Annotated in this window: 15 protein-coding genes; 7 read left to right on the plus strand and 8 right to left on the minus strand. The window is 63.8% G+C overall.

Translation table 11 applies throughout. The annotated features are described in order from the left end of the window. From EOB80_RS32030 to EOB80_RS32045, 4 genes are all read right to left on the minus strand, one after another. A complete protein-coding gene (locus EOB80_RS32030) occupies positions 1–1734 on the minus strand; it encodes a SulP family inorganic anion transporter (RefSeq protein WP_127331922.1) in 1734 nt (577 codons plus the stop codon). A gap of 69 nt (positions 1735–1803) precedes the next feature. Beyond that, complete coding sequence (locus EOB80_RS32035; RefSeq protein ID WP_127331924.1) at positions 1804–2082, minus strand: helix-turn-helix transcriptional regulator; 279 nt, start codon at positions 2080–2082, stop codon at positions 1804–1806. A 244-nt stretch (positions 2083–2326) separates the two neighbouring features. Further along, positions 2327–3046 carry a phosphatase PAP2 family protein gene (locus EOB80_RS32040; RefSeq protein ID WP_127267185.1) on the minus strand — a complete coding sequence of 240 codons (720 nt, stop codon included), beginning with the start codon at positions 3044–3046 and terminating at the stop codon, positions 2327–2329. Between the two features lie 14 nt (positions 3047–3060). Beyond that, positions 3061–3402, minus strand: coding sequence for a hypothetical protein (locus EOB80_RS32045; protein WP_013528672.1), 342 nt, complete (start codon positions 3400–3402; stop codon positions 3061–3063). Positions 3403–3574: 172 nt separating this feature from the next. Between EOB80_RS32045 and EOB80_RS32050 the strand changes: the two genes are divergently transcribed. Continuing rightward, the gene (locus EOB80_RS32050) at positions 3575–4969 is read left to right on the plus strand and encodes a sensor histidine kinase (protein ID WP_127331926.1); all 1395 of its coding nucleotides are present in this window, start codon (positions 3575–3577) and stop codon (positions 4967–4969) included. Continuing rightward, positions 4966–5625, plus strand: a complete 660-nt coding sequence (locus EOB80_RS32055; RefSeq protein ID WP_023813468.1) for a response regulator transcription factor — start codon at positions 4966–4968, stop codon at positions 5623–5625. Before EOB80_RS32050 ends, EOB80_RS32055 begins: the two co-directional genes overlap by 4 nt. Positions 5626–5905: 280 nt before the next feature. Here the strand turns inward: EOB80_RS32055 and EOB80_RS32060 are convergent, their stop codons facing one another. Beyond that, positions 5906–6376: a hypothetical protein gene (locus tag EOB80_RS32060; protein WP_127331940.1), complete on the minus strand. Its 471-nt coding sequence runs from the start codon at positions 6374–6376 to the stop codon at positions 5906–5908. A gap of 560 nt (positions 6377–6936) precedes the next feature. On the opposite strand from EOB80_RS32060, the gene EOB80_RS32065 reads away from it, so the two are divergent. Further along, positions 6937–8940, plus strand: a complete 2004-nt coding sequence (locus EOB80_RS32065; protein WP_127331928.1) for a PhoX family phosphatase — start codon at positions 6937–6939, stop codon at positions 8938–8940. 225 nt (positions 8941–9165) lie between these two features. Next, the gene (locus tag EOB80_RS32070) at positions 9166–9390 is read left to right on the plus strand and encodes a hypothetical protein (protein WP_013528677.1); all 225 of its coding nucleotides are present in this window, start codon (positions 9166–9168) and stop codon (positions 9388–9390) included. Here the strand turns inward: EOB80_RS32070 and EOB80_RS32075 are convergent. Continuing rightward, positions 9382–10572, minus strand: coding sequence for an NAD(P)/FAD-dependent oxidoreductase (locus tag EOB80_RS32075; protein ID WP_127331930.1), 1191 nt, complete (start codon positions 10570–10572; stop codon positions 9382–9384). The genes EOB80_RS32070 and EOB80_RS32075 overlap by 9 nt on opposite strands. Positions 10573–10924: 352 nt before the next feature. Between EOB80_RS32075 and EOB80_RS32080 the strand changes: the two genes are divergently transcribed. After that, positions 10925–11962 (plus strand): phosphatidylglycerol lysyltransferase domain-containing protein, encoded by a 1038-nt coding sequence (locus EOB80_RS32080; RefSeq protein ID WP_127331932.1) that lies wholly within the window; start codon positions 10925–10927, stop codon positions 11960–11962. Between the two features lie 175 nt (positions 11963–12137). Here EOB80_RS32080 and EOB80_RS32085 read toward each other — a convergent pair whose 3' ends face one another. Together EOB80_RS32085 and EOB80_RS32090 are read right to left on the minus strand one after the other, a co-directional pair. Then, complete coding sequence (locus EOB80_RS32085; protein WP_127268577.1) at positions 12138–12899, minus strand: ABC transporter permease; 762 nt, start codon at positions 12897–12899, stop codon at positions 12138–12140. Further along, positions 12896–13822 (minus strand): ABC transporter ATP-binding protein, encoded by a 927-nt coding sequence (locus EOB80_RS32090; protein WP_127268578.1) that lies wholly within the window; start codon positions 13820–13822, stop codon positions 12896–12898. The genes EOB80_RS32085 and EOB80_RS32090 overlap by 4 nt, the downstream gene beginning before the upstream one ends. A 260-nt stretch (positions 13823–14082) precedes the next feature. Between EOB80_RS32090 and EOB80_RS32095 the strand changes: the two genes are divergently transcribed. Continuing rightward, positions 14083–15444: a cytochrome ubiquinol oxidase subunit I gene (locus EOB80_RS32095; protein ID WP_127331934.1), complete on the plus strand. Its 1362-nt coding sequence runs from the start codon at positions 14083–14085 to the stop codon at positions 15442–15444. 295 nt (positions 15445–15739) lie between these two features. After that, positions 15740–16744 carry a cytochrome d ubiquinol oxidase subunit II gene (locus tag EOB80_RS32105; RefSeq protein WP_127331938.1) on the plus strand — a complete coding sequence of 335 codons (1005 nt, stop codon included), beginning with the start codon at positions 15740–15742 and terminating at the stop codon, positions 16742–16744. Positions 16745–16846 lie beyond the last annotated feature (102 nt).

A 16846-nucleotide genomic window follows, 5' to 3' on the forward strand; every position in this document is an offset into this window, starting at 1 on the left:
CTACCGCACCTCGATCTTGCCTTTCAGCTGCGCCCGCGCCTCCTCGATCGACGCTGCATAGGTCACCAGCGGACGCTTCACGCCGTGGTTGATCAGCATGCGCCGGATCTGCGGCGAGGCACCTGATATGATGAAGCGGACGCCGGCGCGCCTGGCCTTGTGGGCGGCGCCCTCGATGACGTTGGCCGCCGTCGAATCGAAGAACGGTACGGCCGAGCAGTCGAGGATGAAGTTTTTGCGCTGGTCGGCGATGCGGTCGAGTACGGTGCCGACGGTCGATGCGGCGCCGAAGAAGAAGGCGCCCGAGATGCGGTAGACCACGGTGTCGGCGTCCGCCGCCTCGTTGGCATCGTAGGCGTTGGCGCTGTCGGCGACATCCTCCTGCACCAGCGGCTGATCGGCCTCTACCGCAATCGACTTGGCCATGCGGTCGATGAACAGGATCGAGCCCAGCACAAAGCCGACGACGATGCCTTCGGTGAGATCGCGGAAGATGACGAGCAGAAAGGTCGCCATCAGCACCAGCGCATCGCCGCGCGAGGCACGCAGCAAGGTGGCGAAGGCCTGCTTCTCGAACATGTTCCAGCACACGACCGCCAGCACGCCAGCCAGGGCGGCGAGCGGGATGTAGCTGGCGAGCGGCGCCGCCACCAGCATCAAAGCGAGCAGGATGGCTGAGTGGACAATGCCGGAAACCGGTCCGTGGGCGCCGGCCCGCACATTGGTCGCGGTGCGGGCGATGGTGCCGGTGGCGCAGATGCCGCCGAACAGGGCGGACGCGATGTTGGCGAAGCCTTGCGCCACCAGTTCGCAGTTGGAACGATGCCGCCGGCCCGTCATCCCGTCGGCGACCACCGCCGACAGCAGCGATTCGATCGCGCCGAGCAGGGCAAAGGCAATGGCATCTGGCAGCACGTCAATCATCCTGCCCAGGCTGACCGGCGGCAAGGCAGGCATTTGCAGGCTACGCGGGATGCCGCCAAAGCGAGTGCCGATCGTCTCCGCGGGCAGCGCGAGAAGCGCCACGACCAGCGATGCCAGCCCGATGGCGATGAGCATGGCAGGCCATGTCGGCCGCCAGCGCTTCAGGCCGGCGATGGTGAAGATGGTCAACACCGCCACGAAGGTCGCCGCAAGATTGATGGTGCCGGCCGCCTCACCGACCGCGATCAACTTCGGCACCAGCGGTCCCGGCTCCCTGGCTGCAAGCTTCAGCCCGAACAGTTCGACGATCTGTCCCGAAAAGATGATGACGGCGATGCCGGCGGTGAAGCCGACTGTCACCGGATAGGGAATGAACTTGATGTAGGTGCCGAGGCGGAGATAGCCGATGGCGAGCAGGAAGACCCCTGCCATCATCGTTGCCAACAGCAGTCCATCGATGCCGACGCGGGCAACAGTCGCGGCCACCAGCACGATGAAGGCGCCGGCCGGACCACCGATCTGGAAGCGGCTGCCGCCGAGCGCCGAAATGATGAAGCCGCCGACGATCGAGGTGTAGAGGCCGCGCTCGGGCGTCACGCCCGAGGCGATGGCGATCGCCATCGACAAGGGCAGCGCGACGATGGCGACCGTCAGCCCGGCAATGGCGTCCGCCTTGAAGTCGGCGAACGTGTAGCCCTCGCGCCAGACCGTCACCAGCTTCGGCGTGAACAATTCGGAAAATGTCGGTTTTACCGGCCTATGGGCCGACCTATGGGCCGGTTGATGCACTGCCCGCTGCGTCTGATCCATGGACTGCCTTTCGCACCCTGAAAGGCGGCGGGATCGTCGGCAGGGCTGTCGGCGGTCGCCGTCGCGACTTTATGCCGGCTCAGCCTTGGGATCCCGCGGCATGGCAGCCTTGAGGCGCACGCCCCGGCCGCCGCGCTCGCTGGTCTGGTTCTCGCCGATCAGCTCCACCCCGGCCTCGTCGAGAGCCTGGATAACCTTCATCAGCGTGTCGACCACGCCCCTGACCACGCCATCGCTCGCCTCCATGCGCTGGATGGTCGGAAGCGAAACGCCGGCGCGCTCGGCGAGCGTCTTCTGATCGATGCCGGCCAGCGCCCTTGCGGCGCGCATCTGCGCGGCAGTGATCATCGGCCGGAATCCCCGTCTGAGTCTGCTGGAATAAGGTATAATACCATCATTGTGATGTTTCAAGCATTAGGATGAACGTCTGAGACGTAAGGGGGCGGCTGACCGATCATTAGATACTTCCCGGGATTGTGCCTAGGGTGTCCATCTAGGCAGGGGGTAACGCGGTTGAATTCTTCAAGACCTTCATGACCTGGGCGGCCTTGCTGTCGGTGGGCTGCGGGCACGGGCTGATCAACTGGCTGATCTAGTCTCCAGTCTCGCTGTCGCCGTTCAGGCGCTGCCCGCGCCATCGCTGCCACGCCCGGGCAGCGAGCCAGCACAGCATCGCCCAGACGAAGCCGGCGCACCAGCCGGCAAGCACATCCGATGGCCAGTGGACGCCAAGATAGATGCGGCTGATGCCGACCAGCAGCGTCGTCAGCACCGCCAGCGACAGCACATAGATCTTCGTCGTTCGACCGGGCAGGAAGCGTGCCGCCAGCGCGCCGAGCGTCAGATAGGTCACCGCCGACAGCATGGCGTGGCCGCTCGGAAAAGACAGCGTCGTTTCGTTGACGAGATGCGAGACGAGTTCGGGGCGCGGCCGGTCGATGCCGGCTTTCAGCAGGCTCGACAGCACCTGACCGCCGGCCACCGCCACGAAGATGAAAAGGGCGGTCGCCGGCCTGCGGATAAGCAGGAGATAGACGATTACCGCCGTCACGATCAGCACCAACACGCTGCCGCTGCCAAGACTTGTGATGTCGCGCATCGCCCCTTGCAGCCACAGCGGGCCGATCGGGCTGTCAGGGCGCCCCGCCTGGCGGAAGGCGAGCAGGATTTCGGTGTCGAAGGCGTGCGGCGTGGTGGCGCGCGCAATCTCCATCAGCTCCTCGAATCCCCACAGGCCGGCGGCGATGACCAGGCCGGCCAGCAGCACCGGGAATTCGACCCGGTTGAGCAAAGCGTTCGCGGCGTTCTTCATCGGCAATTCGCCCGTTACAGCCGGCCTTGCAGATAGGGTCCCAGCGTGATCAGCGCCACCGCTGCGATCGCCAGCATGATGCCGGTCGCCTGCAGCGCATTGACGCGCTCGCCGAAGAAGACCAGCGCCACGACGTTCACGGAGACCAGCTGGATGACGGCGGAAAGGCTGAACGACACCGACATGCCGAATTCGCGGATCAGCCGCAGCATGATCAGATTGCCCAGCGAATAGAGCGCCAGCGTCAGCGCTATCTTGCCAAGGCTCGGCGCAAGGCCCCATTGCTTGGCGGCTGTCGCCGCCAGCAGGAAAATGACCGTCGAAAAGCCGAGCTGCAGCAATCCCGAAAAACTCAACGTTTCGTCCCCTCTCGGAGCGGCTCCCGCCGCGTGCGTCGCGGACGTTGTTTCCCAAGCGCGCCGGGACGTCAAGCGACCTCGACCAAACGAAGCCCTTGGCAATGGCAAGCCGGAAGCTCAAAGTACTAACATCGCCCAATCTGTCGGTTCGAAGGGCGGTCAGGGGCTCATGATTCGCAGTTTTCAAAACCTGATGCGGCGCTGGAGCGAGCTTTCCCTTGCCCTGCAATTCGTCGTTGCCGGCGGCTTTGGCCTGCTGGCCGTCATGTTGGTGGTGGGCACCTGGGTGACGGCGCAGATCCGGGACGGCGTCATCCGCAATTCGGCCGCCACGACGGCGCTCTATGTCGACAGCGTGATTGCGCCGCTGCTTCCCGACTTGCGCAAGGACCAGGAGCTCAGCGAGTCCGTCAAGCAGGCGCTGGACGAGACGCTTGGCCAGGGTGCGCTCGGCAAGCGCCTCCAATCGTTCGTGCTCTGGCGCCGCGACGGCACGGTTCTCTACGCCAAGGAGGCGTCCCTGATCGGCCGCCGCTTCGGTCCGAGCGACAATCTGCGTTCCGCCTTCGAAGGCAATGTCGTCGCTGAATTCAATACATTCGATGATGATGAACGCGAGGAGAAGGCTACCGGCTTGCCATTGCTGGAGATCTACAATCCCGTGCGCGAGCCCTGGTCGGGCGAGGTGGTGGCGGTCACCGAGTTTTATGAGATCGCCGACGATTTCCAGGCCACCCTGGCGTCCGCCCTGTGGTCGAGCTGGCTGATCGTGGCCGGCGCGACGCTCGCGGCATTCCTGCTCCTGTCGGGCATCGTCCTGCGCGGCAGCCGCACCATCGACGATCAGCGTGGGGCACTGCGCCGCCAGGTCTCGGAGCTGCAGGGTCTGGTGGCGCAAAACAGTGCCTTGCGACTGCGCGTGCAACGGGCGTCCCGCCGCGCCACCGCGCTCAACGAAAGATATCTGCGCCGGATCGGCGCCGACCTCCATGACGGCCCGGCCCAACTCGTGGCACTGGCGGCGCTGCGCATGGACAGCCCGATATTTTCCAGCGACGGCCATTCGAGCGTAAGCCGTTCGACCGAGGTCGCAATGATCCGCAAGACACTGGAGGACGCGATGCGCGAAATACGCGGCATCTGCACCGGCCTTGTTTTGCCGCAGATCGAGACGGCTGCCGCAACCGACATTCTGCGGCTGGCGGTCAAGGAACACGAGCAGAGGACGGGAACGTCGGTGACGCTGACGCTGACCGGACAGTTGCCAGAGCCCGGCGCCTCCGAGAAGATCAGCATCTATCGTTTCGTCCAGGAAGGGCTGAACAACGCCTATCGCCATGGGTTGGGCAAGGATCAGGCGGTGAGTGCGGGGATGAAAGGTGGCCGGCTTTTTGTCGAAGTGTCGGACGGCGGGCCCGGCTTCGATCCGGCGGCACGGGTCGAGGGTCTCGGCCTCGCCGGCCTCAGGGAGCGGGTCGAAAGCATTGGCGGACAGTTCGAAACCTTGACCGGGCCGCAAGGTACGCGTTTGGTGATCCGTCTATCGGTCGAGGAGCAAGCATGACTGGGACCATTCGCATCGCCATTGTCGACGATCACCCCCTCTTTCGCGAAGGTGTGACGCGCAGCCTGTCGGAGATCGGAGGCTTCGAGATGGTTGGCGAGGGCGCCACGGCGCAGGATGCCGAACGCCTCGCCACGACGGTGCGGCCCGACATCTTGCTGCTCGATATCTCCATGCCGGGCGGCGGGCTGACCGCCGTCGCAAGCATCCTGGCCAGCCATCCGGCCCAGAAGATCGTCATGCTGACCGTTTCGGAGGCCAACGCCGATGTGACAAAGGCGCTGAACGCAGGGGTGAATGGCTATGTCCTCAAAGGCGTCGGGTCGCGCGGGCTCGCCGACATCCTGCGCAATGTCGCAGCCGGCGAAAGCTATCTGTCGCCGACGCTGTCGGCCCGGCTGCTTTCGGATCTCCAGTCCCAGCAGCCGACCGACGGCATTGCGGAACGGCTGCGGCAGCTCACCGATCGGCAGACCGAAATCCTGCGGCTGGTGGCGGAGGGGCTGAGCAACAAGGAAGTCGCCTTGCGGCTTGAGCTGCAGGAGAAGACCGTCAAGCATCACATGACCGGGGTGCTGTCGAAGCTCAATGTGCGAAACCGCACCGAAGCGGCCTTGATGATGCGTGAGTTGCGCGACCGCGACAGGCCTTCCTAGAGCAACGAGAGCATGATGCCGAAAGGTGTGAAGCGGTTTTCGGAAGACATCATGCTCTATCTCTTTGATTTAGAGGCGGATTCGGTTTTCAGGCCGCTTCGACCTGAAATCATCCGGATTGCGCAAAACAATAATTGAACGGTTGCGTGCCTCCGCAAGGTGCGGACCGCGCAAAGCGCGTCGCGCCTCGAGACCGGCGTGGCACCGCCAAAACGATGTCACCTCCGCCGGGGGGCGGCGGAGGTGACGTGCAAAGCTGACCGTTGCCTGTTGGCCAGCTTCACAAGGCCTTGAGACGATCGGCATCGGCCGGCGTGGCCTGGCGGTCGATGATCGTGCGACCGAGCGCGTCCTTCATGCTGAAACGTCCGTTCTCGAGCTTTTCCGTTATGCCGTCGGGATGCCGGACCGTGATCTTGTTGCCGGTCACGTCGACCTTGTCACCGGTCTTTGCATTGACATGGCTTCCGCTCTTACCCTGATTGGATCCCGATTTGCCGCTGTTGCCGTTATTGCCGCTGTTGCCATTCCCGCTATTCCCGCCGCTGTTCCCTCCATTGCCGCCGCCGGAATTGCCGCCGTTGCCGCCGCCACCACCGCTGTTACCGCCACCCTTGGCGTATGCGCCGGCGGTGTGGATGCCGGGAACGGAGCCGTCCAGGACAATTTGGTAGGGAGCAATCGTCAACGCCAGCGCCGCTGCCGATTTGAGCGCCAGCCGGCAACAACGGGTCGTGACCGATCTGTGCATTTTGATCTCCGACGACTGAGCCCGGCGCGCCCCACCCCAACGTTGCAGTGCAACAACATTGCCGAAAGACGCGGCGCCCGGAAGCGACCTCCGACCGTTGCGGTTGTCAACTAGGACCATTGCAAGCGCAAGATTGGACTAAAGTCCCAAGCGTATGCTACATTAGCTTCGCATGAACGGCGCCGGGACCGCCATCGCTAAATGGGAGACTCGCTTTCCCTACGCCTGACGACGGCAGACGCCGAACATCAAGTCACCTCCGCCGGGGGCGGCGGAGGTGACTTTGTCGAGCCGGCTTTGTCCGTTGATCCGTTTGCAAGACTGACGTCATGCGCCGTTGCAGGATGCGCGGCGAAACATGCCGCCGAAGGTCTCCTTCATCTCGAAAAGACGATTCCGGAGCAGTTCACAACCTTCGGGAAGGCTGAGCCAGCGCTGCGCGTACTGCCTGTCGCGTCTGAAAGGTCTCCCGATGTCACGAAAATGTGACCCGGCGATTATAAGGGGGGTCAAACAGGTACCCCACGCTCCAGCCACCCAACAGCCAGAGGCAAGCCACCATGACTGACCTTCGCTCCCCCGACACCCGATTCCGCACCAGCCTGCTCGAGGAAAACGACGGCCCGGCCATCAACGCCTCCGACAACCGCACCATGGGCGAGATCATCGCCGCGCGGTTCTCGCGCCGCGGCTTCCTCAAGGGCTCGCTGGCCGTCTCGGCCATCGCCGCCACCGTCAGCCCGCTGGCGCTGATCAGCGCCGACGAGGCCAGGGCAGCGGAAGGCTCGGTCTTCGCGTTCGACGAACTCGAGGCCGGCATCGACGACAAGCACCATGTCGCGCCGGGGTACGATGCCGATGTCCTGCTGCGCTGGGGCGATCCGCTTTTTGCCGATTCGCCCGACTTCGACCCGACGAAACAGTCGGCCGAGGCCCAGGCGAAACAGTTCGGCTACAACAATGACTATGTCGGCTACATTCCGATCGACGGCTCGGCCGAACATGGCCTGCTGGTGGTCAACCACGAATACACCAATCCGCATCTGATGTTCCCGGGCATCGTGAAGATCGTCGAAAAGGACGGCAAGAAGTCGGCCGAAGTCGCACCCCTCTCGAAGGAGCAGGTCGATGTCGAGATGGCCGCCCATGGCGGCACCATCGTCGAGATCCGCAAGGACGGTGGCAAATGGCAGGTGGTGCGCGACGGCAAGCTCAATCGCCGCATCACCGCCAACACCGAAATGGCGCTGTCCGGCCCCGTCGCCGGCCATGACCGCGTCAAGACCAAAGCCGATCCGTCCGGCACCAAGGTTTTCGGCACCGTCAACAATTGCGCCGGCGGCGTCACGCCCTGGGGCACCTATGTGATGGCCGAGGAGAACATCCATGGCTATTTTTCCGGCGAGCTGCCGGAAGACCACAAGGAAGCCGCGAACTACAAGCGTCTCGGCATTCCCGAAGGCGCCTATGAATGGGCGGCGCATTACGAGCGTTTCGACCTCGCCAAGGAACCCAACGAAGCCAACCGCTTCGGCTGGATCGTCGAGGTCGATGTCAACGACCCGACCTCGACGCCGAGGAAGCGCACCGCCATGGGCCGCTTCAAGCATGAGGGCGCCGAATCGATCGTCGCCAAGGACGGCCGCGTCGTCTTCTATCTCGGTGACGACGAGCGCTTCGACTATGTCTACAAGTTCGTGACCAGGGCCGCGTTCAATCCGAACGACCGTGCCGCCAACAAGGACCTGCTCGATGATGGCACGCTGCATGTCGCCAAGTTCGCCGAAGATGGCACGGTCGAATGGCTGCCGATCGTGTTCGGCCAGGGGCCGCTGACGGCTGAAAACGGTTTCACTGGCCAGGCCGACGTGCTGATCGAGACGCGCCGCGCCGCCGACCTGCTCGGCGCCACCAAGATGGACCGCCCGGAAGACGTTCAGCCCAATGGCGTCAACGGCAAGGTCTATGTCATGCTGACCAACAATTCGAAGCGCAAGGCCGACCAGGTCGACGCTGCCAACCCGCGCGCCGAAAACGCCTTCGGCCACATCATCGAGATCGCCGAGGACGGCGGTGATTTCACGGCCGCCAAGGGCAAGTGGGAAGTGCTGCTGAAATGCGGCGATCCCTCGGTTGCCGATGTCGGTGCCACCTTCTCGACGGCAACGACGGCCAATGGCTGGTTCGGCATGCCCGACAATTGCGCGGTCGATTCGGCCGGGCGTCTCTGGGTCGCGACCGACGGCCAGGGTCCGAAAGCCACCGGCCGCACCGATGGCTTATGGGCGGTGGACACGGAGGGGGCCGCGCGGGCGACCTCGAAACTGTTCTTCCGCGTGCCGATCGGCGCCGAAATGTGCGGTCCGCTGTTTGCGCCCGACGACCAGACCGCCTTCGTCGCCGTCCAGCATCCGGGCGACGGCGGAGAGGACTGGGAAGCGTTCGGGCGCCCGTCCTACTATGAGGACCTGTCGACGCGCTGGCCCGACTTCAAGCCCGACATGCCGGTGCGGCCGTCGGTGGTCGCCATCACCAGACAGGGCGGCGGCAAGATCGCGGTCTGATTGCCCACTCGCATGGGCAGCAGCGGCGCAGAATTAGCACCGCTGCTGCGCCTTGAGCCGCGGCATGTATCCCTTGGGCTGCGGAGCAACTCCTGGGGTCTGCGCCGCGTCGCTTCGCTCCTTGCTACGCCTCAGGATGGCGAGGCGACGGGGCGAAATCCGTCAAGCCTCGGGAAAGATTGGCAATTTAAACATGGCGCTCTAGGTCTTTATCAGGAGATCGCCATGTCGAAGTCCGTCTATGACCGTGGCTTGCTCAAGCCAGCCGATATCGCCAAGCTGCAGCGCGTGTTCGACGAGGCCTGCCGGCGGCGCGAGGCACATCCCGATTCCGCCGACGCGCGGGAAATCGCGCTTAACCTGCTCGCCTTGCACAATGCCGGCATGGTGGAAGAGGACATGCTGATGGAAGCCGTCGGTTTCCGGCGGCTGGAACCGAAATCAGCGTGATGCGCTGGATTGGTGCGAGGCCGACCTTGCAATTCGTTTGGCGATCGCCTTGGCCAGGATGCCGGCATTGGCGAAGCAGCCGCGAATGCTTGGCCGCATGCCGGTGAACCACAGACCGGGAAATTTTGGATCGGCTTCGCCACCGTTGAAGAGCGGAACGCCCTTGGCGTCGAGCACGCCGAGCTTGCCGAGCATGGGCTCCAGCCCCGTGCGGTAGCCTGTCGCGGCAATGACGATGTCGGGATGGATCAGGCTGCCATTGGCCAGGATCACGCCATCGCGGGTGAATTCCCGTATGCCCGGCACGACGGTGATCTTGCCGGCCTTGATGGCGCCGACGGCGCCGTCGTCGGCGGCGATCGCGGTGTAATCCGAGCTCAGGCGGCTGGCGCCGCCCGCAGGCGCGGGCGGCAGGCCGAATTTGGTCAGGTCGCCGAAAACCAGCCGCTGCGTTGCCGCCATCACCGCATCGGCGAGCCGCAACGGCAAGCGCGCCATGATCGGCGAAAGCCGGTGCACGGCGATCTTGCAGATGCGCTTGGGCAGCAGGGCGGGACCGTTGCGGGCCGACAGCCAGATGGCGGCCGTGTCTATGCCGGCCAGATGATTGAGCGCATCGAAGCCCGAATTGCCGGCGCCGACGACCAGCACTTTTTGGCCCGCATAGGCTTGCGCGTCACCAAAATCCGCCGAATGGATGATGCGCCCGACGAAATCCTTCATGCCTTTCCATTCGGGCGTGAACGGCTGCCTGTCGCGGCCGGTGGCGATGACGACATTGCGGGCCAAGCGCGGTCCGGCGCTGGTGCGCAATGCCCAGTGATCGCCCTTGAAGGTGATCTCTTCGACCGCGACGCCAAACTGCACCGGCAGCCGGTTCTCCTTCTGGAAATCGTTCATGTGGCGGATGACGACCATTCTTTGCGGAAAGGCGGGCGTGCCAGGGGGAAAGGCGAGACCAGGCAGCGAAGAAAGATCGCGATGGGTGTTGAGATGCAATTGCTGGTGGCGCCGGTGCCAGGGCTCGGCCAGCCGGCTTTCCTTTTCCAGGATCGCCGTAGGCACGCCGGCGTTCATCAAGGCATGCGCGGCGGCCAGCCCGGCAGCACCGGCGCCGACAACGATTGCCGGCTCGACCGTGGCCGGCAAATCCGCAACCGATCTGATTGTCGTATCAGTCATTCACTCGAATCCCGTTGGACGTCCCGCCCCAATGCTCGCAGGACGCTGTAACCGTTTGATCGCGCGCAGGATCCCCTGCAGCAAACCGCAGCCGAATTTCGAGCGATGCGATTTAGCGCCACACGCCGGGCCGCGGTTGCGCTCTATATGGCATATGCGCGATATCAACGGTAATCAGGTCGCGGCAATGTGATTGATTCGAGGCCTTGGGTGGCTGGCGGGTCTCGGTTATCCCCCACGCGCATGCCCGAAATCGAGTCCGATTTTCGAGTCATGCGCAGAATCAAAGTGTTACAGCACCTTGGCGCGTCCTGGACGGCCGGCGCTGTAGGCGGCACGCGGAATCTCGACCATGCCCTCCTTGCGGTTCTATTTCGACAAGATCCTTGAGGCCGCCGCGCCCGAGGTCGAGCGGCAGGCGCTGACCCATATCGAACGCCTGGCACTGGTGCGCCGCTATGGCGACTTCTCGCTCGCCTATTCCACCGCCGTGCAAGGCAAGCTTTCCTATTTCGGCGACGCCGACGGCTACATCGCCTTCGGTACCAAGATGAAGCACCATTTCGCGCTCGGCGACCCGGTGGCGGCTCCGGCGCGTCGGGCCGATTACATCAAGCGCTTCGTCGAGACCGCCGGCAGCCCATGGTTCGTGCAGGTCGGCGAGGACACCGCACGCGTGCTGGCCGGCCTTGGCTACAAGGTCAATCGCCTCGGCATCGACACCCGCCTCTCCCTGCCCGAGCATGATTTTTCCGGGAAGCGCAACGAGACCGTGCGCTACTCCGAGCGCTGGCTGCTGAAGAAAGGCTTTTCGTTCGAAGAGGACAAGCGCACGATCTACCTCGACGAGATCGCCCGGCTTTCGGAAAACTGGCGCGGCGACCGCATCGTCAAGCGCTGGGAGATGGGCTTTCTCAACCGCCATTTCGCCGACCATCTCGGCACCGACATGCGCCGTTTCGTCCTGCACGGTCCCGATGGCGAACTGGTCGCTCTGCTCGACTTCGACCCGTTGTTTGCCGGCGGTAAGGTCATCGGCTACACCACCGCCTTCAAGCGCAAGCATCTCGACGCCTCACCGCATGCCGAGGTCGGCCTGACCAAATTCGCCGTCGACCGTTTTCGCGAAGAGGGCATCTCGGTGGTCACGCTCGGCCTGTCGCCGCTCGTCGATGTGGGCCCGAGCGGATTTGCCGAAAGCGATTTCTGGCGCAATGCCTTCCAGCGCGCCTATTCTTCGCCCTGGGTCAACCGCCGCAGGTTCAACCTGCAGGGCCAGGCGGCGTTCAAGCGCCGCTTCCACGGCGTCGAGGAGCCGGCCTACATCGCCTTCCGCAAGGGGACGTATGTCGAGATGCTGGGGTTGCTGCGGCTGATCAAGGCGATCTAGGTCTGGCGATATTCAGGTGAGGCCGGCCTGCAAATGGCGGCTTCCTGCGCTTCCTGCGCTTCCGGTGCTCACGTACGAAAAGTACGCTCCGCTCCGGTTCTCGGAATCCATCATTTTCGACTCGGCCTGACCTGAATCTCAACAGACCTAGCGGCGCTCAGGGCGCTTTCGCCGCTCAGTTCCTGAGCCGGTAGCCGGTCCTGAAGATCCAGGCGACGATCGCTATGCAGATCAGCAGAAAGACGATCGTCATGCCGAGGCTGATACCGACCGAGACATCGGATTTGCCGTAGAAGCTCCAGCGGAAGCCGCTGATCAGATAGACGACCGGATTGAACAGCGTCACCGTGCGCCAGATCTCGGGCAGCATGTTGATCGAATAGAAGCTGCCGCCGAGGAAGGTCAGCGGCGTGATGATCAACAGCGGCACCAGCTGCAGCTGCTCGAAACTCTTCGCCCAGATGCCGATGATGAAGCCGAACAGGCTGAAGGTCACCGCCGTCAGCACCAGGAAGGCGAGCATCCAGAACGGATGCAGGATGGTCAGCGGCACGAACAGCGAGGCGGTGGCCAGGATGATCAGACCGAGAAGGATCGACTTGGTCGCGGCACCGCCGACATAGGCGATGACGATCTCCAGATAGGAGACCGGTGCCGACAGAAGCTCGTAGATCGAGCCGACGAATTTCGGGAAATAGATGGCAAAGGAGGCGTTGGAGATCGACTGCGTCAACAGCGACAGCATGATCAGCCCCGGCACGATGAAGGCGCCGTAGCTGATGCCGTCGATCTCGGTGATGCGCGAGCCGATGGCCGAGCCGAAGACGACGAAATACAGCGATGTCGAGATGACCGGCGAGACGATGCTCTGCAGCACGGTGCGGAAAGCACGCGCCATTTCCATCCGGTAGATCGCCCATACGGCGCGAAGGTTCATGGTTCCCTCCTCACCAGATTGACGAAGATCTCCTCGAGCGAAGAGTTTTGCGTGTCGATATCGCGGAACTGGATGCCGCCCGCCTCGAGATCGCGCATCAACGAGGCGACGCCGGGCCTCTCGGCCTGATTGTCATAGGTGTAGGTCAGTTGCCCGCCATCGGGCGACAATTCCAGCGCATAGCGCGAGAGCGCCTCGGGAATGGCCGTCAGCGGATTGCGCAGTTCCAGCACCAGCCGCTTGCGGCCGAGCTTGCGCATCAGTTCGGCCTTGTTCTCGACCAGGATGATCTCGCCGCGGTTGATGACGCCGACCCGGTCGGCCATCGCCTCGGCTTCCTCGATATAATGCGTGGTGAGGATGATGGTGACGCCGTCCTCGCGCAGCCGGCGCACCATCGCCCACATGTCCTGGCGCAGCTCGACGTCGACGCCGGCGGTCGGCTCGTCGAGGAACAGGATGCGCGGCTCATGCGACAGCGCCTTGGCGATCATCAGCCGGCGCTTCATGCCGCCCGACAGGGTGATCGCCTTGGCGTCCTTCTTGTCCCACAGCGACAGGTCGCGCAGCACCTTCTCGACAAAGCCGGGGTTGGCCGGCTTGCCGAACAGGCCACGGCTGTAATTGACCGTCGCCCAGACGCTCTCGAAGGCGTCGATGGTCAGTTCCTGCGGCACCAGCCCGATCAGACCGCGCGCGGCGCGATAATCCTTGTTGATGTCGTGGCCGTCGACGGTGACGGTGCCCGACGAACGGTTGACGATGCCGCAGACGATCGAGATCAGGGTCGTCTTGCCGGCGCCATTGGGTCCAAGCAGCGCGAAGATCTCGCCGCGCTGAATGTCGAGATTGACTTCCTTGAGCGCGGTGAAACCGGTGGCGTAGGTCTTGGAGACCCCGGAAATGGACAGGATGGAAGGCATGGATGAAAACGGCTGCTTGAAAGAGGTCCCCTGATATAGGCCGAATGTCGGTGCTTGCAACCGCAAGTCAATGCCCTGCTGACAGTTCTCGACAATCGTGCCGGCCGGCCGTTGCAGGTGCGGCGCACAGGCCCGGAGTTGCACGGCACGCAACCGGCAAAATTGTCCTGTGGCGTTCAGCCTCGCGGCAGGACGCCGCTTTGACCTGAACTCGCTTCGGGCCTATCTTTCGCGAGTATTTGCAGCAGCCGGAGCCCATCATGGACCCGCTCATACTTTCGCGTATCCAGTTCGGCGCGAATATTTCATTCCATATTCTATTTCCGACGATCACCATTGCGCTGGGCTGGGTGCTGCTGTTCTTCAAGCTGCGTTACAACGCGACCAACGATTCCGCCTGGATGCGCGCCTATTTCACCTGGGTGAAGGTGTTCGCGCTGTCCTTTGCCATGGGCGTGGTTTCGGGCGTCACCATGAGCTTCCAGTTCGGCACCAACTGGCCGGGCTACATGGAAAAGGTCGGCAACATCGCCGGGCCGCTGCTGGCCTACGAAATCCTCACCGCCTTCTTCCTCGAAGCGGCCTTTCTCGGCATCATGCTGTTCGGCTTCCGCCGCGTCTCCAACCGCATCCACACGCTGGCGACGGTGCTGGTCGCCGGCGGCACCACCGTCTCGGCGTTCTGGATCATCGCGCTCAATTCCTGGATGCAGACGCCGGCCGGATTCGAGATGCGCGACGGCGTGGCGCATGCGGTCGACTGGTGGGCAATCATCTTCAACCCGTCGATGCCCTACAGGCTGACCCATATGCTGCTGGCGTCCGGGCTGACGGTGTCGTTCCTGATCGCTGGCCTGTCGGCGCTGCGCTATCTCACCGGCGACCGCTCGGAATCGATGTGGAAGGCGCTGCGCACCGGCGTCTTCACCGCGGCGATCCTGATCCCGATCCAGATCTTCGCCGGCGACCAGCATGGGCTGAACACGCTGGAGCATCAGCCGCAGAAGATCGCCGCCATGGAGGCCAACTGGAACACCGGCCCCAACGTGCCGCTGGTGCTCTTCGCGCTGCCCGACGAGGCGGCGAAGGAAAACAAATTCGAGATCGCCATTCCCGATGGGGCCAGCCTGGTGCTGCGGCACTCGACCAGCGGCGTGGTGCCGGGACTGAACGACTATCCCGGCAATCATCCGCCGGTCTTTCCGGTGTTCTGGGGTTTCCGCATCATGGTCGGCACGGGCATATTGATGCTGCTCGTCTCATGGTCGGCGGCCTTCTTCCTCAAGCGCCGGCACAGCCTGCCGAAGCCGCTGGCCATGCTGATGGTGCCGATGGCGCTGTCGGGCTGGCTGGCGACGCTGGCCGGCTGGTACACCACCGAAATCGGCCGCCAGCCCTGGCTGGTGACGGGCGTGCTGAAAACCGCCGACGCGGTCGGCCCGGTGGCCGGCAGCCATGTCGCGCTGACGCTCGCCATATACCTCGTTCTCTATGTGCTGTTGCTGATCGCCTATCTCGGCGTGCTGGTGCACCTGGCGCTGAAGGCGGCGAAGGACGGCGACAACTCGCCGTTGCCCGGCGTGCTCGACGCGCCGATGTCGCAGCCGGCTGCGGGGGAGTGATTTGATATGGCACTCCAGCCAGGCGCCGGCGCGGCCCCTCACCTGCCTGCCGGCATCCTCTCCCCGTATAGGGACGGGGAGAGGGGCGCTCGCATCGACGGTTTCGCCAATCACCAGCGTTGCAAGAAAAGCGCCGAGATTGGGGCCAGCCCCCTTCTCCCCGTCCCTATACGGGGAGAAGTGCCCGGCAGGGTGATGAGGGGCGGCGCCGACTTCGGCAATCGATCTGAAGCCTCGATAGAGCCCCATCCGATCACATCGCGATTAGCCGGCTCTGGTGAGTGAGGAGAAAAAGATGAGCTTCGACTGGCCAACCGCGCTTCCCCTCATCTTCGCCGGCCTGATGGGCCTCGCCATCCTGATCTACGTCATTCTCGACGGTTTCGATCTCGGCATCGGCATTCTGTTCGCCGCCGCTGAAGACGCCGAACAGGATACGATGATTGCCGCGATCGGCCCGTTCTGGGACGCCAACGAGACCTGGCTGGTGCTGGCCGTCGGCCTGCTGCTGGTCGCCTTCCCGCTGGCGCATGGCGTCATCCTGACGGCGCTCTACATTCCGGTCTTCGTGCTTTTGCTCGGGCTGATCCTGCGCGGCGTCGCCTTCGATTTCCGCGCCAAGGTGCCAGCTGGCCGCAAGCATCGCTGGAACCGTATTTTCTTCCTAGGTTCGCTCATCGCCTCGCTGGCGCAGGGCTATATGCTGGGCGTCTATGTGCTCGGGCTCGACGTCGGCCTCGGCGGCACGGCGTTCGGCGTGCTGGTGGCGTTCTGCCTTGCCGCCGCCTACGCGGCGATGGGCGCCGCCTGGGTGATCTACAAGACCGAAGGCGAATTGCAGAAGAGCGCGGTGCGCTGGCTGCGCACCGCGCTGGTGCTGACCGCGCTCGGCATGGCGGCGGTGTCGCTGGCGACGCCCTTCGCCAGCCCGCGCATCTTCGACAAATGGTTCGTCTGGCCGGAAATGCTTTATCTGTCGCCGCTGCCGATCCTGTCGGCGCTTTTGTTCCTGTGGCTGTGGCGGCAGACCTTCCATCTGCCGAAGCCCGACGACCGCCATTCGCTGATGCCGTTCCTGACGCTGGCCGCCATCTTCGCGCTCGGCTTTGCCGGTCTCGCCTGGTCGTTCTACCCGTTCGTGGTGCCCGATCGCCTGACCATCTGGCAAGCGGCTTCCGCGCCGGAGAGCCTGGCCATCATCCTGGCCGGCACCGTGGTCGTGCTACCGGTCATCATCTTCTATTCGTTCTATGCCTACCGGGTGTTCGGCGGCAAGGCGACGGATTTGACGTATGATTGAAGGGGATGGCGGGAGCTAATCTCCCCCCTCGAGGGGGAGATGTCGCCGAAGGCGACAGAGGGGGTCGCCACACGTAGAGCGCTAACCTCATTCTGTCGCAAG

It is taken from the genome of Mesorhizobium sp. M7A.F.Ca.MR.245.00.0.0, from assembly GCF_003997415.1.
Lineage (GTDB): Bacteria > Pseudomonadota > Alphaproteobacteria > Rhizobiales > Rhizobiaceae > Mesorhizobium.